The organism is Streptomyces europaeiscabiei, from assembly GCF_036346855.1.
Classification (GTDB): domain Bacteria; phylum Actinomycetota; class Actinomycetes; order Streptomycetales; family Streptomycetaceae; genus Streptomyces; species Streptomyces europaeiscabiei.
Genome location: NZ_CP107841.1, coordinates 9816522 through 9832766 on the forward strand (window position 1 = coordinate 9816522; position 16245 = coordinate 9832766).

The following is a 16245-nucleotide window of genomic DNA, read 5'->3' on the forward strand; positions in this document are numbered from 1 at the left end:
CCGGCGGCGGGGGCGCCCGCCTCGGCCGAACGGCCGGCTTCACCGCCCGTCGGACGCGCTCCCTCAGCCGTACGGCCGATACGGGGGCCACCGGGGGTGCCTACTGTGATCCGGGTGAACCTCGTGCTCGACACCAAGGAACCCGTGGGCGGACGCACCGGCCGTCCGGTGCGCCCCGCCGGGCCGGGCTGCGTACGCGTAGGCGGCATCGTGGTCCTGTTCCTGGCCTGCGTGTCCGACTTCCTCATCCTGGGGACGGAGGAGGACACCGCCTATCTCTGGCTGCATCTGCTCGCCCTGGTGATCGGCCTCACGGCGCTGCTGTGGCCCGAGCGCCGCCGGCCCGCCCGGCTCACCCCGCAGGTACGGACCGGCGTCCCGGCCCTCGCCGCCGCCGCGAACGTGGTGACCCTGCTCGTGGCCCAGGAGAAGGGCGGCTTCGGCCCGGGCCAGGCGATCGTGCTGCTGTGCCTGCTGGTCGTCGCCGTCCGCACCTGCCCGCCCGGCTGGGCGCTGGCCTGCGGACTCCTGGACGGTCTCGTGCTGCTCGCGCTGCCGCTGCCGTACTACGTCGTCGAACCGGACGACGGCATCCTCGGTGTGACCGCGCTGCTGTTGCTGTGCGGCGGGGTCACAGCCGCCATCGCCGCCTATCTCCGCACCCTGGACCACCGCCGGATCCAGGTCGTCACCGAGACCCGCCGGGCGGAACGCCTCGCCATGGCCGCCGACCTGCACGACTTCGTCGCCCACCACGTCACCGGGATCCTGGTGCAGACACAGGTCGCACGGATGATGGCCGACACCGAACCCGAGCGTCTCGATCCCGTCCTCGCGGGCATCCAGCGGGCCGCGACCGAGGCACTGGCCTCGATGCGCCGCACGGTCGGTGTCCTGCGTGACCACGAGGACGAGAGCGGCACCGCCGACCGGCGCCCGGTCGGGGACCTGGCCGGCATCGACGAACTGGTGCGCGGCTTCGACGGCGTCGGCGGTGTCGACGGACGCGCGGCCCTGCTGGACCGCGACCCCGCCGTCCCCGACGACCTGCCGCACGAGGTGCAGGCCGCCGCCTTCCGCGTGGTGCAGGAGGCCCTGACGAACGTCCGACGGCACGCCGCCGACGCCACCGAGGTCACCGTCACCCTCCGTCACGCCCTCGGTGACCTGGAGGTCTCGGTGCGCGACGACGGACGCGGCGGCGCCCGGCTGCCGGAGGCGGCCCGGGGCGGCGGCTTCGGCCTCGTCGGTCTCACCGAACGGGTCACCGCGCTCGGCGGCCGGATCGAGGCCCGGCCGCGCGAGGACGGACCCGGCTGGGAGGTCGTCGCCGTGCTCCCGGCCGGGTCCGTGAGCGCCGGGTGAGCTGAACCTCCCGGCCCGGCTTCCCGTATCTCCTCTCGGGGATGGCGGGAGACCGCGTGCACGGAAGGAGAACAGCGTGTCGAAACCGCCCGAACCGGGCCGGACGGCGAAGCGACCCACGATCGAGCCGACCTATGTCATGCGCCGACGCAGGACCGAGGCCCTGGCCGAGCTGCTGCGTGAGTTCGAGCAGTTCAAGGGGACGACCGCCCCGGACGACGAGTACGAGACCGTCGCCGTACCACCGACACCGGTACCGCCTCCGACACCGGTACCGACACCGCCTCCGACACCGGTACCGACACCGCCTCCGGCACCGGCGCCCGCACCGGCGCCCGCACCGGAGGCGAAGCCCGCTCCCGAGCGGATCCTGCCCCGGACGGAGTACGAGACCGAGGAACTGCCCCCGGTCATGGTCGGCGAGGACTTCGGCTCGGACACGGTCACGCGCGGTGAGCGGCGGCAGCGGCGGAGGCGGCAGGCGCCCGGCGGCGGATCCGGCCTGAAGCGCGCCGCGGTGGTCGTCGGCATCGGCGCCGCGGCCCTGCTCGGCTTCGGTGCGGCGCTCCTGCTGCCCGGCGGCGACACGGAGAAGGAGGCGCGCACCGTCACGCCCACACCGACCCCGTCGGCACCCGTGACCTCTGCCCCGGCCGGGAACGCCGGCGTCGACCCCGACGGCCCCGGCACCCTCCGCGAGGGCGACAGCGGCCCCCAGGTCGCCGAACTCCAGCAGCGGCTGCTCCGTATCCCGAACGTGTACGACAACGGCTCCACCTCGGGCCAGTACGACGGCGTACTGAAGGAGGCGGTGGCGCGCTTCCAGCTCTGGTACGGCATCCGGGGCGACGAAACGGGCGTCTACGGCAACGACACCCGCCAGGACCTCGAATCCCGCACCCCGCTCTAGTCGCACGGCGGGGCCCCGTCCCGATACGTCACGGGCGTACCCGGGTTGTTGCCCCGCCTCGGACGGACCATCCTGGCCATATGGTGACGAAGGCGTCCGGCGCGCCGCGGGCTGCCACGGCCGGTGAGGCGATGGCGGTCGTCGACGCGCGCGGCCTCGTCGCGGGGTGGAGTCCGGGAGCCCGGCGGCTCACCGGGTACACCGCCGGGGACGTGACCGGGCGGCCGGCGGCGGACCTCGTCGACGGGGACGCTGCGGCGGTGTGGCGGATGCTGCTGACGCACGGCGACACGGTCGTGGACCTGCGCTACCGGGACGGGCGGCGGCAGAAGGTGGCGCTGCGGATCTGCCCGCTGCGGGGCGGGGCGGGCGAGGGGCGGCGGTTCGTCGTCCAGGCGACCCCCGACCAGAGCGAGCGGGGCCTCGGCGAGCTGGCCTTCAAGCAGGCGTCGATGTCCATGTCGATCTTCGACACCGAACAGCGCTACCTGCGGATGAACGACTGGGCGTGCCAGGTCATGGGCCAGCCCGAGGAGGAGTTCCGGCACCAGTACTTCCCCGACACCGTGGAGGACGCCGAGCACAGCCGGGGCTTCCTGCGCCATCTGGAGATCGTGGCGGAGACCGGACAGCCGGTGCACTACGAGAGCTGGACCCGCTCGCCGTCCGGTCGGCGCATGCATGCCTGGAGCTTCGAGATGTGGCCCGTGCGGGACCGCTCCGGCGAGCTGATCGGTACCGCGCTCGCCGGGTTCGACAGCAGCGAGCAGTTCTGGGCCCGCCAGCGCCTGGCCCTGCTGAACGAGGCCGCCGGGTCCATCGGCACCAGGCTCGACGTCGTCCAGACCGCCCGCGAACTCGCCGAACTGGTCGTGCCCCGGCTCGCCGACTTCGCCAGCGTCGACCTCCTGGAGTCCGTGCTGCAGGGCGAGGAACCCGAGTCGGTCCCCGTGGAGGGCGGTGTGCAGCTGCGCCGGGCCGCCCACCACTCCGGTACACCGGGTGTCCCGGAGGCGGCGATCGGCCTGGGCTCCGCCGATGTCTACCCGTCCACCTCGCCGCCCGCCCTCGCCCTGCTCACCGGCGAGCCCGTGCTCACCCGCACCGGCGACGCCTCCCTCGACTCCTGGTTCGCGCGGCACGGGGCACGCTCCGCCAAGCTCCAGGAGGCCGAGGACCACGACCTGTCCCTGATGGCCGTACCCCTGGTCGCGCGTGGCACGACCCTCGGTGTGGCCGTCCTCGTCCGCATCCTGACGCCCGAGCACCCCGACGCCTTCGACCAGGACGACATGTCCCTCGCCGAGGAACTCTCCAGCCGGGCGGCCGTCTGCGTCGACAACGCCCGCCGCTACACGAAGGAACGCACGACCGCGCTGGCGCTCCAGCGCAGCCTGCTGCCGAAGACGGTCGCCGGACAGGCGGCCGTCGAGTTCGCCTCCCGCTATCTGCCCGCGCTGTCGCAGGCCGGGGTGGGCGGCGACTGGTTCGACGTGATTCCGCTGTCCGGCACCCGGGTGGCGCTGGTCGTCGGGGACGTCGTCGGCCACGGCATCCACGCCTCCGTCACGATGGGCCGGCTGCGCACCGCCGTGTGGGCGCTCGCCGACGTCGACCTGCCGCCCGACGAACTGCTCACCCACCTGGACGACCTCGTCGAGCATCTCGCGGCCGGTGACGGCACGGGCGACGGGGAGATCGGCGCGACCTGCCTGTACGCGGTGTACGACCCGGTCGACGGCAGCTGCTCGATCGCCTCGGCCGGGCATGTGCCGCCCGTGGTGGTGTTGCCCGACGGCCGTGTGGAGGTCGTCGAGGTGGTGGCGGGACCGATGCTCGGCGTCGGCGGACTCCCGTTCGAGGCGAGGGAGCTGGTGCTGCCCGAGGGATCGGTCCTCGCCCTCTACACCGACGGTCTGGTCGAGGCCCGCGACCGTGACGTCGACACGGGCACCGCCGCCCTGTGCGCGGCGCTGCGGGGGTCGGTGGCCAGTCTGGAGAGCGCCTGCGACGCCGCGCTGAAGGCGCTGCTGCCCGAGACCCCGGCCGACGACGTGGCCCTGCTGCTCGCCCGCACCCGCGCCCTCGACGCGGAACAGGTGGCCGTCTGGAACCTCTCCGACGACCCGGCGTTGGTCGCCAACGCGCGCAAACTCGCCACCGACCAGCTCACCCGCTGGGGCCTGGAGGAGGCCGCCTTCGTCACCGAACTCGTGGTCAGCGAACTCGTCACCAACGCCATCCGCTACGGCGGCGCCCCCATCCAGCTGCGTCTGATCCGCGACCGCACCCTCATCTGCGAGGTCTCCGACGCCAGCAGCACCTCACCCCATCTGCGCCGGGCCCGCAGCTTCGACGAAGGGGGCCGCGGCCTGCTCCTCGTCGCCCAGCTCACCGACCGGTGGGGCAGCCGCCCGAGCGGCGCGGGCAAGACCATCTGGGCCGAGCAGGCCCTGCCGCCGAGCCTGTGAACGGCTGTTGGGGGCGGCTCGCGCCACCCCCAACAGCCTTACCGGCGAGGGAAGTTAATTCTTCCGCAGGCGGACCGACACACCGTGCGCCGTGAAGACCTGCTCGGCCGTCCAGCCCTCGACGGCCACGGAGACCTCGGCGAACCGGCCCTGCAGGGACCGCGCCTCGACGACCGCCACCGTGTCGCCGGAACGCGGGGTCTGCTCGGCGTCGAAGCGGACCACCAGCTTGCTGCCCCGCTCCAGGACCGCGCGCCTGTCCACCGCGAGGGCCGGGTCGGTGCCCCGGTCCAGGGTCACGTCGAGGACACCGGCCTGCGTGTAGTCGCCGCGTATACGGACGGTGTGGTCGCCCGTGGCCAGCGTGCCGCCCTTCACCCGCAGGTCACCGCGGCCGAAGGCCTCCGGCGAGCCCGCCGCGAGGACGCCGGCCTCCACCACGGTGTCGCCCTTGTACCGGTTGGCGCCGGTCAGGGTGAGTGAACCGCTGCCCCGCTTGACGAGACCCCCCGAGCCGTCGATGTCGTTGCGCCAGGTGTCGGCCGCGTCGAAGCCGCCGAGCGCGGCGTCCAGCGTGACGGTGACATCCGAGTCGAAGACGCCATAGCCGTCGGCCGCCGCGAACAGGTTGAGCCGGCCCCACTGCTCCCAGCCGTCCAGCAGGACGTACCCGGACGGCAGCGCCGTCGTGCGCAGCACCTCGCGTCGCTGCGCCGCGTCGAGGTACGGCAGGCGCGTCTCCAGCAGGACCTCGGCGCCCTTCGGCACGGTGAGCCCCTCGGCACCGCCGCGCCGGCGCAGCACGTACGTCAGCTTGGGCTCGACCACACGGGCGTTGGCCAGGCGGTCGGCGTACCGGTCGTCGGCGTCCGAGTGCGCGTAGGCGAACAGTGTGTCGGCGTTGGTGCCGGTCTCAGCCTGGAAGTACTCGGCGGCCTGCTTGCGCGCGGCGGCCTTGAGCGCGGCGTTCTTCGGGTCGGCGAGCGCGGCGGCGGCCAGCGCGGTGGCCATGACCCGGCCACCGAGGACGTCGACCGTGGAGTGCATGCCGGACATGATCCGGGTGTGGCTCAGCTCGAAGGCGCGGGTCACGATCTCCTGGAAGCGCTCCGGGACCGCGTACGCGAACGCCAGCGCCGCCAGGTGGAAGGCGTTGGTGTGGCCGCTGGGGAAACCGCCGTCCTCGGCCGGGTTCTCGCCGCGCTGCCGCAGCAGCTGCTTCACGACGACGACGTCGGAGTCGTAGACGGGGAACCCGAGCTCGTCCGTCCTGCCGGTGTCGACGACCTCGCTGTCCTCGTTCATCCGCCACGGACGCGGGTACTGGAACGTGAACTTGGCGGGGTTGCCCGAGGCGAACGGGCCGCGCACGGTGTCGACGAGCCGGGCCACCTGGCCGAGGTCCGAGTCGTACGAGCCGGCGCCCAGCGCGGAGCCGGCGGGTGCGCCGGCGGGCACGGCGTCGTTGATCTTGCCGGCCGGGATGCCGTCGGGGGCTTCGGTGATCGAGGTGACCGCCTTGGCGCCCGAGCGGTACAGCCCGGCCAGCGGGCCGAGTGCGCCGATCATGGCGTAGCTCTGGTGCTGCCGGTCGTGGACGAACGCCTCGCGGGCCTGCGCCTCCGTACGGCGGCCGGTGAGGCGCGCGCAGTAGCGCATGTTGTCGCGCAGGATCTCCGGCAGCAGCGGGGTGCCGGTGTTCCAGGCGCCACCCGTCTTCCAGATCTCGGCGAAGCCGCCGAGCGCGCGGACCACGGCGTTGGTCTCGGCGGTCTGGTTCGCAGTGATGTTGGTCGTGTAGTCGTCGACGAACGCGGCGAACGCGGTGGCGGCCTTGGCCTCGGGGGCCTGCCACAGGTTCGCGAGGGTCGGAGCGGCGATCAGGCCGGCCGAGACGCCGAGGGAGTTCCTGAGGAAGACGCGGCGGTTGAGAGCGTGGTGCCCGGCAGATGACGGCATGGAGCGCCGCTCCTTTCGCGAGGTGATGATCGGGTGCGGGCTGAGCGTGAGGTTGACGAATGACCGGTCGATGTCCGGTCGGTGACCGGACGGTGATCAGCGGGTGACCGGTCGGAGGAGAGTACGTGAGAGTGCCAACGCCCCTTCGACCGGAGGCACTTGGAGCACATGCGGTCGCGCGGACGGTACAGCGTCCAGGAGTGCTTCGGCGAATGCGGAGTACAGGGCGGGTCTGGAGAGGATCGTCCCGCCGGCCACCACCACGTCGTCCACGGCGACCCCGCGGGCGGCGAGCCGTGCCACGAGCGAGGCGAGCGCGCGGGCTCCTTCGGCGATCACCCGGTGGGCGAGGAGAGATCCCTCCTCGGCGGCCTCGAACACCACGGGCGCGTGCCGGCCCCAGTCGGCGGACACGTCCGTGGCCGCCTCCAGAGCCCCGCCGAGAGCCGGGACCTCGCTCACCGCGAAGGCGGCGACGAGCCGGTCGGCGAGCGCGTCGGGCGCCTCGCCCCGGTCGTGCGCCGCCCAGACGGCACGGGCCGCCTCGCGGACGAGACCGGCGGCGCCGCCCTCGTCGCCGAGAACCGCCCCCCAGCCGCCGACCTGCACCGAGGTGCCGTCGACGGACCGGCCGACGGCCACCGAACCGGTGCCCGCGACCAGGCCCACCCCCCTGTCGAAACCGGCGGCGGGTGCGAGCAGCTCGGCGTCCCCCACCACCAGGCACGGCACCTGAAGCCGTTCCTGGAGTGCGAGACGTATCCCCTCGCACTGCCGGGGTGTCTCGCAGGCATGGGCGCCGACGGCCACGGCGGACGGGCGGGTGTGCGCGGGCAGCACCTCCCCGACCAGCGTGGCCAGCCATGTGGTCGCGGCCGCCGGGTCGTGCGGCCGCCAGCCGCGGCTCGTACGGATGTGATCGGCGACGGAGTCCGTCCCCGCGACAGCACGGAGATGGGTCTTGGTGCCGCCCACGTCGATACCGACCGCGACGGGCCGTGAGTCCTGCACGTAAGGCTTCTTTCGTCGTTGCGTTGCGAGGGCGCAGCGACGGCTGGGCGAAACCGTGCCTGGACACACAGGGTCTGTGGGGGGTGCTAGGGAAGCCCCGGGACGGGCCTCTGCTGGTGCGGCAGGCGAGTACCGCTTGACTTCGTTAGGAAATTAACTAACGAATTAGAGTGCGTCAAGGGTTCGGACCCGGATACCGCACGACCGTGCGGCCGGATGATCGCGGTACGACTGGGGAGAGCATGCAACTGAGCGAGAGCGCCCGCGCTGTCTTCGCCGTACTGGCCGCGTCGAGCACCGCCACTCGCCCCCAACTGGCCACCGGGGCACGGCTTTCCAAGCCGACCGTCTCCACCGCCGTGGCGGAGCTGGAGGCCGCCGGTCTCGCCGCCCGCTCCGGCACCCTCAACGGCGGAACCGGCAGGTCGGCGGCCGTGTACGACCTCGGACTCGCCGCCGGCGCCGTACTCGCCGTCGACCTCGGACCCAGCGTCACCCGGGTCCGGGTCTGCGCCCTGGACGGCACCCTGCTCGCCGAGGGCACCGGCCTGCGGGCGGACACCGTCGACGTGGTCGCGGACGCCCTCGCGGGGCTGTCGGCCGGCGCGCCGCTGCGCGCCATCGTCGTCGCCGTGGGCGATGTCACCACCCAGGGCCGGGAGGGCGCGGCCGTGCGCCCCGCCACCGCCAAGGCGGGCCCCATCTTCGACGCCCTGACCGTGGCGCTCCCGCCCGGAGTGCCCGTCCACGTCGAGAACAACGTGAACTGCGCCGCGCTGGCCGAGCTGCACGAGGGCGCCGCCCGGGGCCGGGACACCTTCGGCTATCTGCGGATCGGCGTCGGCATCGGTCTCGGTGTCGTCATCGGCGGCCAGGTGCTGCGCGGCGCGAACGGCGCCGCCGGTGAGGTGGCCCGGCTGCCCTACCCGTGGGACGCCGACCGGGAACCGCGCCACGAGGGCCTGGAGGCGCACATAGGGGCGGGTTCGCTGCTGCGCCGGGCGGTGGGCGCCTGGCAGGGCCTGGACGACCCGTGCCCCGACACCGTCGACGGGCTGTTCGCGCTGGCCGACGCCGGACACGCCACGGCCTGCGCCGTCGTCGGCCGACACGCCGCCGACGTGGGCAGACTGGCCGCCGCGGCGACCGCGGTCCTGGACCCCGGCCTGATCGTGCTGGGCGGCGCCGTCGGCTCCAAGCCCCGGCTGCTGCCCGGCGTACGGGCCGAACTGGCCCGGCTGAGCTGGCCCACCGAGGTCGTGAGCAGCGCGCTCGGCGACAGCGGCACCGTCGTGGGGGCCAGTCGGCTGGCCGTGGCCCGGGGAATCCAAACCGTGACCGGAGGCGCGGCGGTGAAGCATTGACGGACTCCACCGGCATCTGCCAATGTCCGGACAAGCGCTTTCTAAGTCGGCCGGGACGCCGGCTTGGGGCGAGCCTCCCGCCCGTACTCGACGTACGGCAACCGCACGAGGGCGTGCCCGTGACGGTGACGGCCAGACGGCCGGGGATCCCGCCCCGCGTGGACGACGCGGCCGGGCGAGGCCGTGCCCCCCGGAAAGCAGCCTTCCTGCAAAATGCACCCGTGCCGCCTCGGTCGGCGCCGTGCTCCGTCCCCTACCGAAAAAAAGGGATCGAAGATGACCACTGTGGGTGTGCGGCGCTCAAGCCGACTCGGCCGCGGCGGTATGCGCCGCATGGTTCCCCTCGCTGCCGGTGTCTCGGCGGCCGCCCTGCTGCTCTCCGCCTGCGGAGGAGGGGAATCCGACTCGGGCGGTACCTCCAAGTCGCTGACGTTCTGGATCTCCACGGTTCCGGGGCAGGACGCGGGCTGGAAGAAGATGGTGGCGCAGTACGAGAAGGAGACCGGCGTCAAGGTCAAGCTGGTCAACATCCCCTACGACGGCTACGCGACGAAGCTGCGCAACTCCGCGCAGGCGAACTCGCTGCCCGACGTGGCGGCCGTGCCGGCGCTCGACCCGATCTGGTCGAACAAGCTGATCGACCTCAGCGACATCGCCAACAACAAGACGAACAAGATCAACGCCAACTTCGTCGCCAAGGACTCGTCCGGGAAGGTGCTGTCCATCCCCTCGGACGTCACCGCGTCCGGCATGTTCATCAACAAGTCGCTCTTCGAGAAGGCCGGCGTCGACTACCCGACCTCGCCCGACAAGACCTGGACCTGGACCGAGTTCATCAAGGCGGCCGACAAGGTCCGGGAGAAGACCAAGGCCAAGTACTCCCTGACCTTCGACCAGTCGCCGTCCCGGCTGCGCGCCATGGTGTACGAGATGGGCGGGAAGTACGTCCACGCCGACGACTCCGGCAAGTTCTCGGTGGACGCCGCGACCAAGAAGGCCGTGAACACCTTCGTCGGATGGAACGACGACAAGACCATGCCGAAGTCGGTGTGGACCAGCGGCGCCGACCCGTCGGCCATGTTCCAGAGCGGTGACGTCGTCGCCTACTGGTCCGGCGTGTGGCAGGTCGCCGCCTACGCGGAGAGCATCACGAAGTTCGAGTGGGCGAGCGTCCCGACCCCCGCCCAGCCTGTGCAGGCCAGCGACGTCAACAGTGGCGGCATGACGGTCGGCTTCAACAACAACGCCGACGCGGCAGCCGCCGCGCAGAAGTTCCTGTCCTGGCTGTACGAGCCCGACCACTACCAGGCGCTGTGCGAGGCCTCCGGCTTCCTGCCGGTCGAGAGCGGTCTGAGCCCGAAGTACCCCTTCAAGTCCGAGGCGGCGCAGGCGGCGTTCAAGCTCTACAACGAGTCCATCCCGCTCTACGACCCGATCTCCGGCTACTTCAGCGGCGCGCAGACGAACTGGGTGCTGAAGGGCAAGAGCCTCGCCGACGACCCGACCAAGGCGGAGCTCGGCAAGGCGATCAACGGCGAGCAGTCGGCCGACAAGGCCCTGCAGAACATCGTGGACGGCTACAACCAGCAGGTCGGCGGCTGATCACAGGCCGGTAGTCCCGGGCGGCGGGGTCGAGACACCGCCGCCCGGGACCGCGGACCCCACCCACGTGATGCCGGGCTCATGGCCTGAGCCCCAGGATCCAATCCACCAGCACGGAGTCAGGAAGATGACAAAACGCGCCCCGGACGCTTCGGACGTGTCCGTGAGCCCGCCCAGGAGACGAAGCAAGTACACCCTCGCCCCGCTCGTCCTCATCTCGGGCAACGTCGTGCTCTTCGCGCTGTTCTTCGTCTGGCCGGCGGTGATCGGGCTCGTCTACTCCTTCACGAACTACACGGGCGTGGGGGCGTTCCAGTTCGTCGGACTGGACAACTACCAGAAGCTGCTCGGGGACTCGACCTTCTACTCCGCGACGACCCGCACGCTGCTGTACACCGTGCTCTTCGTCCCGCTGAACTTCGTGTTGTCGCTGCTCATCGCCAACGTGCTGGTGAGCAAGCACGCCAAGGGCACGTCGGTCGCCCGCATCTTCTTCTTCATCCCGTGGCTGCTGTCGCCCATCATCGTGGGTGTCCTGTGGCGGTGGCTGTTCGGTGAGAACTTCGGACTGGTCAACTACTTCATAGAGAAGGTCGGCGGAAGCGCCGTTCCCTGGCAGTCGAACGCGGACCTGTCACTGCTCGTGGTCGTGGTGGCGGCGGCCTGGGCCTGGACGGGCTTCTCCATGCTGCTGTTCATCGCGGCGATCAAGAACGTACCGACGTCGTACTACGAGGCGGCGGCGCTCGACGGCGCCGGTCCGTGGCGCCAGTTCATCAGCATCACCCTGCCGAGCATCGCTCCCACGTCCTTCATCGTCATCCTGCTCAACACGATCCACGCGATGAAGGAGTACGCGGTGTTCGCCTCCCTCAACAACGGTGGACCCGGAACGTCGAACAACCTGCTTGTCCAGTACATCTACCAGACGGGGTTCAAGTCGGGCCAGATCGGCTACGCGAGCGCCGCGTCGTTCGTGCTCATGCTCATCCTGATGGCCGTCGCGATCATTCAGATGATGGTCAACCGGCGGGTGGAGAACCGATGACAACCACAGACATGCCGCGCAAGGTCGACGCCGACTCCGTACGCGCCGTCTCCAAGAAGAGGCCCCGTGGCTCGGCAACCGGAGGGCTTCGGCGCGCGATCGCCCCGACCACTCTGCTGTGGGTCCTGGCGGCCCTCTACGGGATTCCGGTGCTGTGGTTCGTCCTCAGCTCCTTCAAGCCGGCGGGAGACCTGTTCTCCCTTCCGCTGACGGTGTTCCCGGACGACCCCACCGTGTCGGGTTACAAGGAAGCGTGGGCGAGCGCCAACTTCTCCGGGTACTTCATCAACACGATCATCGTGTGTCTGATCGCGACGATCCTCACGGTGGGTGTCAGCTGCTGCACCGGGTACGCGCTGGCCAAGTACGACAACAAGTGGCTCAAGGCCTTCTTCCTCTGCATCCTGGCCACCACGATGCTGCCGGCCGAGGTCATGCTCGCCCCGCTGTTCCTGGTGGTCCGCGACCTAGGCTTCTACAACTCGCTCTCCGGCATCATCCTCCCGGCCCTGCTCACCGCGACCGGCTGCTTCATGTTCCGCCAGTTCTTCCTGACGGTCCCCGACGAACTCATCGAGGCCGCCCGCATCGACGGCGCGAAAGAGCTCTCGATCTTCCTGCGGATCATGGTGCCGCTCTCTCGGCCCATCATGCTGACGCTCGCCATCCTGTCGTTCCAGTGGCGCTGGAACGACTACATCTGGCCGCTGCTGATGCTGAACGACCCCGAGAAGTTCACCGTGCAGATCGGCATCCAGAGCCTCGTCGGCGCGCAGAACATCAACTGGTCGGTGCTGCTCGGCGGATCGGTCATCTCCATGGTCCCGCTGATCGTCGTCTTCCTGGTGTTCCAGAAGTACGTCATGAACGCCGACATCAACGCCGGACTGAAGGACTGACCTTGCCCACCCCGCTCGACCACGAGTTCGTCCGGTCGGCGGCCCGCGCCGCCGACCGGCAGGCCGCCCCGCTCGCGGCCCGCCCCGACGAGGAACCCGCCGGTGTGCCACACCGTGGTCTGGCGCGGCGGGTGAAGACCCTGGTCGCGGCCTACCGTTCCCCGGACTCGGCACTGCACGGCAGCGGGCAGGCCGTCGCCGCCGCGATGACCCATCTCCGCGCCCTGCGGGCCGCGCAGACCACCACCGGCCTCTTCGCCGGCGGCGACAACGTGCAGTCACCGCCGGACTCCGGCTTCACCGTCAACGACGTGTGCGACGCGCACGTCCTCGCCGCCGACGCGGGCCCGGAACTGCGCGACGTCACGGCCGCGCTCGCCGAGATCGCCGGCGCCGCCTCCGGCAGCCTCCTGACGGGTGGGGTGCACACCCCGAACCACCGCTGGGAGCTGTGCGCGGCGCTGGCCCGGCTGCACCGGTCGTTCCCGGACGACCGGCTGCTCGACCGCGTCGAGCAGTGGCTCGCCGAGGGCGTCGACATCGACGCGGAGGGCCTGTACTCGGAACGGAGCGCCAACTACGCGGCCCATGTGTCCAACCCGTCGCTGCTGCTGCTGGCCGAAGTGCTCGGCCGCGCCGACCTGCTGTACGCCGTCGAACGCAATCTCGCCACGACCCTGGACCTGATCAGGCCGGACGGCACGGTGGAGACCGTCCACTCGCGACGCCAGGACCAGTACCACCCGTTCCCGCTGGCGCCCTACCTGCCGCACTACCGGCTGCTCGCGATCCGCACCGGCCGGGGCGACTTCGCACGGGTGGCACGGCTGGCGGCCGCCGGCGGTATCGACGACCCCGACCTGCTCGCCGAGACCCTCCTCACCCCGGACCTGTGCCGCGCCCTGCCGGCCCCGACCGCGCAGACCCTTCCGCGTGACCGGTACCTCACCACCGCAAGCCTCGCCGCCCGCGCCTCGGCCACCGCGCACACGGTGGTGTACGGCGGCTCCGACGTGCCCGAGCACCGGCGCATCCGCTCGGGCCTCGCCTGCAACCCCACCTTCCTGCGCCTGTTCGCCGGCGACGCCGTCCTCGACGCGGTCCGTCTGACGCGGGGGTTTTTCGACCTGGGCCCGTTCCGCGCCGCCGACATGCAACGGTCCGCCGACAACCGGTACCGGCTCACCCAGACCCTCACGGCCGCCTACTACCAGCCGCTCCCGAAGGACGAGAGGCGGGACGACGGCGTCTACCGACTGGTGGACGACGGACGCTTCTCCGCCTCGATGGCCTTCCCGGACCGGCCTCGGGACGAGGTCTCGCACACGACCCGCGTCGAGGTGGACCTGCGGGAGGACGGTGCCGACCTGCGGATCGACATCAGCGGACCACGGGTGCCCTGGGCCCTCGAACTGACCTTCCGGCCGGGCGGCGTGCCGACGGGCGCCGTACCGATCGGCGACGGACGCTGGTGCCTGACGACCGGCCCGATGACCTACCGGGTCGGCGACGACGAGATCCGGGTCGAGGCCGACATCGAGGCAGGCGAACCGCTTGCCGGGCCGGACCGGAGCGACGTACTGCGGTACGACCCGGGTCAGGACTACACGGTGGTGGGCGGCACCGATGCAACGACCGGGAACCATGTCTACATCGGTGGACTCGGCCCGCACACCCTGACCGTCGCACTGCGCGCCCGCCGGCCCGCACCCGTCGTGTGACTCGCTCGACGAACCACGTCATGGCCACCCCAGGCATGAAGGATTGATCCCGTGCACCTCCCACGCCAGCTCGGTTCGCTGCACGACCTGCCGGACACTCCGGAGGCGTACGACGCGGTCCTCGCCGACGTCGTCGAGCAGGCCCTCGCGCGCATCACGCCCGAGGACAACCTCGAACACCCCGACTGTGTCGACGACATCGGCGACACGTCCCTCGGCATCACCTCACTGCTGGCCCTCGCCTGGCACCGCACCAAGGACCCGCGCCTGCCGGAGGCCGTCCGCCGCAGCACGGACTTCCACCTCCGGGAGCGCGTCTACACGGACGACAACCCCGGCTACCCGAACCTGCGCGTGCGCAACTCAGGTTTCCCGTACGCCCGTTACACCCTGGCGCCCGGCGCCCACCCCATCGGCGACTGGCCGAGCACGGTGTGGGCGCTGCTCCAGGCGGTCAACCTGCTCGACCTCGCGGACGGCCTCCTCGACGAGGAACGGACCACCGCCCTGCGGGGGGTGAGCCGCGGCTACTGGCGCTGGCTCACCGAGGCGACCTTCTTCAACCCGCAGGAGGCCGGCAACCAGGCCATCGGCTGTGTCGTCGGCGGCCTGATGCTGGCCCGCCACCTCCCGCCGGAGGAGGGGGAGAAGCTCCGCGCCGACGCGATCGCCCTGTACGCCGAGGAGATCCGCGCCCACCGGGTACACGACCGGGGCGCGCTGCTCCCGCCGGAGCACGGCGGCGCCTGGGACAACAACTACGGCCCGATCTCCCTGTCCTTCCTCGCCCAGGCCCACCGGGTCGGCGGCGAGGAGATCTTCGCCGAGGACGGGGAGGAGGTCGCCCGCTACCTCGACGCCCGCCTCACCAACGGAGGCTTCGACTTCGGCGGCCCCCGCTACAGCGAGCAGCACTCCGGCTTCGAGTCGGTCCTCGGTCTGCGCTACTTCGGTCACCGTATCGGCGCCGACCTGGGCCGCTACCGGGGCGACACCGGCTGGGGCCGGCACGCGGTCAAGCCGGACGGCGGTGTCGACGGCCACTTCGCGTGGATGCTGGTCTGGCAGATGCAGGACACCACCCCTTGGCACCGCACGCCCTCCACCAAGTCGGCGCGGCACCAACTGCGGGCGGGCGGGGTCTCGGTCGCCTTCGACTCGAAGATGACCGCCTCCCTGATCGAGGCGGACGGGACGTACTTCCTCCCGGCCGCCGTCAACCGCCAGCACGGCTTCGGCCCGGTCGTCGACGGCTTCCTGCTCTGCCGCCCCATGGGCGAGACCCGTGTCCGGGACGTCCGGGCCGACGGTCTCGCGGCCAAGCTGGTCACCAAGCCGGTCGTCACCCGCGACCACGTCCTGCGCCACGTCCAGTCCCTGTACGTCACCGACGGCACCCGCCTGTGGACCACGGTCGCCGTCGAACGCCTCCCGGGCGAGCCCTACCTCCTGGCCGGACTGCCGTACCTGTCGGACGACGGCGACGGCCTGCGCCGGATCGCGGACGCCGAGGTCGCCTCCGCCGGTGACCTGTGGCTGACCCACCCGTCCGCCGAGGGCCCGGAGTTCTTCGACGCCCGCGCCGACACCACCCAGGAACTCACCGCCTTCGCCCTCGCCGCCGACCCCCGCGGCTACGGCAACCCCGACGAGGGCTGGTCCCACCTGGTGGCCTCCACGGCCATCGAAGCGACACCGGCACCGGGCGCACCGGACGACCTGAACGTCTTCGCCGTGCGCTACGGCGGCTCCGGAGAGGTCTTCGACCCCGGCTTCACCCGCACCCCGGAGGGCCTGAGGGTGCGCACGGAGGCGTTCACGGCCGTGATCGGTGACCCGGCGGGCGACGAGCGGGGCGAGCCGACCCTGACGCTCCGCGCCTGAGGACCGGCCTC

General features: G+C 71.6%; 11 protein-coding genes. 9 read left to right on the plus strand and 2 right to left on the minus strand.

What is annotated here, in order from left to right; genetic code table 11:
- Window positions 1–114 precede the first annotated feature (114 nt).
- From OG858_RS42645 to OG858_RS42655, 3 genes are all read left to right on the plus strand, one after another.
- Window positions 115–1365: a sensor histidine kinase gene (locus tag OG858_RS42645; RefSeq protein WP_328543888.1), complete on the plus strand. Its 1251-nt coding sequence runs from the start codon at window positions 115–117 to the stop codon at window positions 1363–1365.
- Between the two features lie 76 nt (window positions 1366–1441).
- The gene (locus OG858_RS42650) at window positions 1442–2275 is read left to right on the plus strand and encodes a peptidoglycan-binding domain-containing protein (protein WP_328543887.1); all 834 of its coding nucleotides are present in this window, start codon (window positions 1442–1444) and stop codon (window positions 2273–2275) included.
- An 80-nt stretch (window positions 2276–2355) separates the two neighbouring features.
- A complete protein-coding gene (locus OG858_RS42655; RefSeq protein ID WP_328543886.1) occupies window positions 2356–4746 on the plus strand; it encodes a SpoIIE family protein phosphatase in 2391 nt (796 codons plus the stop codon).
- Window positions 4747–4800: 54 nt separating this feature from the next.
- Here OG858_RS42655 and OG858_RS42660 read toward each other — a convergent pair whose 3' ends face one another.
- Together OG858_RS42660 and OG858_RS42665 are read right to left on the minus strand one after the other, a co-directional pair.
- Window positions 4801–6705: a phosphatase PAP2 family protein gene (locus OG858_RS42660; RefSeq protein ID WP_086750259.1), complete on the minus strand. Its 1905-nt coding sequence runs from the start codon at window positions 6703–6705 to the stop codon at window positions 4801–4803.
- A gap of 96 nt (window positions 6706–6801) precedes the next feature.
- Window positions 6802–7716, minus strand: coding sequence for a BadF/BadG/BcrA/BcrD ATPase family protein (locus OG858_RS42665; RefSeq protein WP_327725789.1), 915 nt, complete (start codon window positions 7714–7716; stop codon window positions 6802–6804).
- A 242-nt stretch (window positions 7717–7958) separates the two neighbouring features.
- Between OG858_RS42665 and OG858_RS42670 the strand changes: the two genes are divergently transcribed.
- The 6 genes from OG858_RS42670 to OG858_RS42695 all read left to right on the plus strand — a co-directional run bounded on the left by OG858_RS42670 (window position 7959) and on the right by OG858_RS42695 (window position 16234).
- Window positions 7959–9080 carry an ROK family protein gene (locus tag OG858_RS42670; protein ID WP_328543885.1) on the plus strand — a complete coding sequence of 374 codons (1122 nt, stop codon included), beginning with the start codon at window positions 7959–7961 and terminating at the stop codon, window positions 9078–9080.
- A 276-nt stretch (window positions 9081–9356) separates the two neighbouring features.
- Window positions 9357–10682 (plus strand): ABC transporter substrate-binding protein, encoded by a 1326-nt coding sequence (locus OG858_RS42675; RefSeq protein WP_086750256.1) that lies wholly within the window; start codon window positions 9357–9359, stop codon window positions 10680–10682.
- Between the two features lie 127 nt (window positions 10683–10809).
- Window positions 10810–11730, plus strand: coding sequence for a carbohydrate ABC transporter permease (locus OG858_RS42680; protein WP_086750255.1), 921 nt, complete (start codon window positions 10810–10812; stop codon window positions 11728–11730).
- Entirely contained in the window at window positions 11727–12629 is a 903-nt protein-coding gene (locus OG858_RS42685) for a carbohydrate ABC transporter permease (RefSeq protein WP_086750254.1), read from the plus strand. The genes OG858_RS42680 and OG858_RS42685 overlap by 4 nt, the downstream gene beginning before the upstream one ends.
- A 2-nt stretch (window positions 12630–12631) precedes the next feature.
- Window positions 12632–14350, plus strand: a complete 1719-nt coding sequence (locus OG858_RS42690) for a hypothetical protein (RefSeq protein WP_319065356.1) — start codon at window positions 12632–12634, stop codon at window positions 14348–14350.
- 51 nt (window positions 14351–14401) lie between these two features.
- Complete coding sequence (locus OG858_RS42695) at window positions 14402–16234, plus strand: hypothetical protein (protein ID WP_086749067.1); 1833 nt, start codon at window positions 14402–14404, stop codon at window positions 16232–16234.
- Window positions 16235–16245 lie beyond the last annotated feature (11 nt).

Excerpts from the sequence above, each read along its gene's own strand:
- OG858_RS42685 (WP_086750254.1), top strand. The coding sequence starts at position 11,727 with ATGACAACCACAGACATGCCGCGCAAGGTCGACGCCGACTCCGTACGC.
- OG858_RS42660 (WP_086750259.1), bottom strand. The coding sequence starts at position 6,705 with ATGCCGTCATCTGCCGGGCACCACGCTCTCAACCGCCGCGTCTTCCTC.
- OG858_RS42675 (WP_086750256.1), top strand. The coding sequence starts at position 9,357 with ATGACCACTGTGGGTGTGCGGCGCTCAAGCCGACTCGGCCGCGGCGGT.
- OG858_RS42655 (WP_328543886.1), top strand. The coding sequence starts at position 2,356 with ATGGTGACGAAGGCGTCCGGCGCGCCGCGGGCTGCCACGGCCGGTGAG.
- OG858_RS42670 (WP_328543885.1), top strand. The coding sequence starts at position 7,959 with ATGCAACTGAGCGAGAGCGCCCGCGCTGTCTTCGCCGTACTGGCCGCG.
- OG858_RS42680 (WP_086750255.1), top strand. The coding sequence starts at position 10,810 with ATGACAAAACGCGCCCCGGACGCTTCGGACGTGTCCGTGAGCCCGCCC.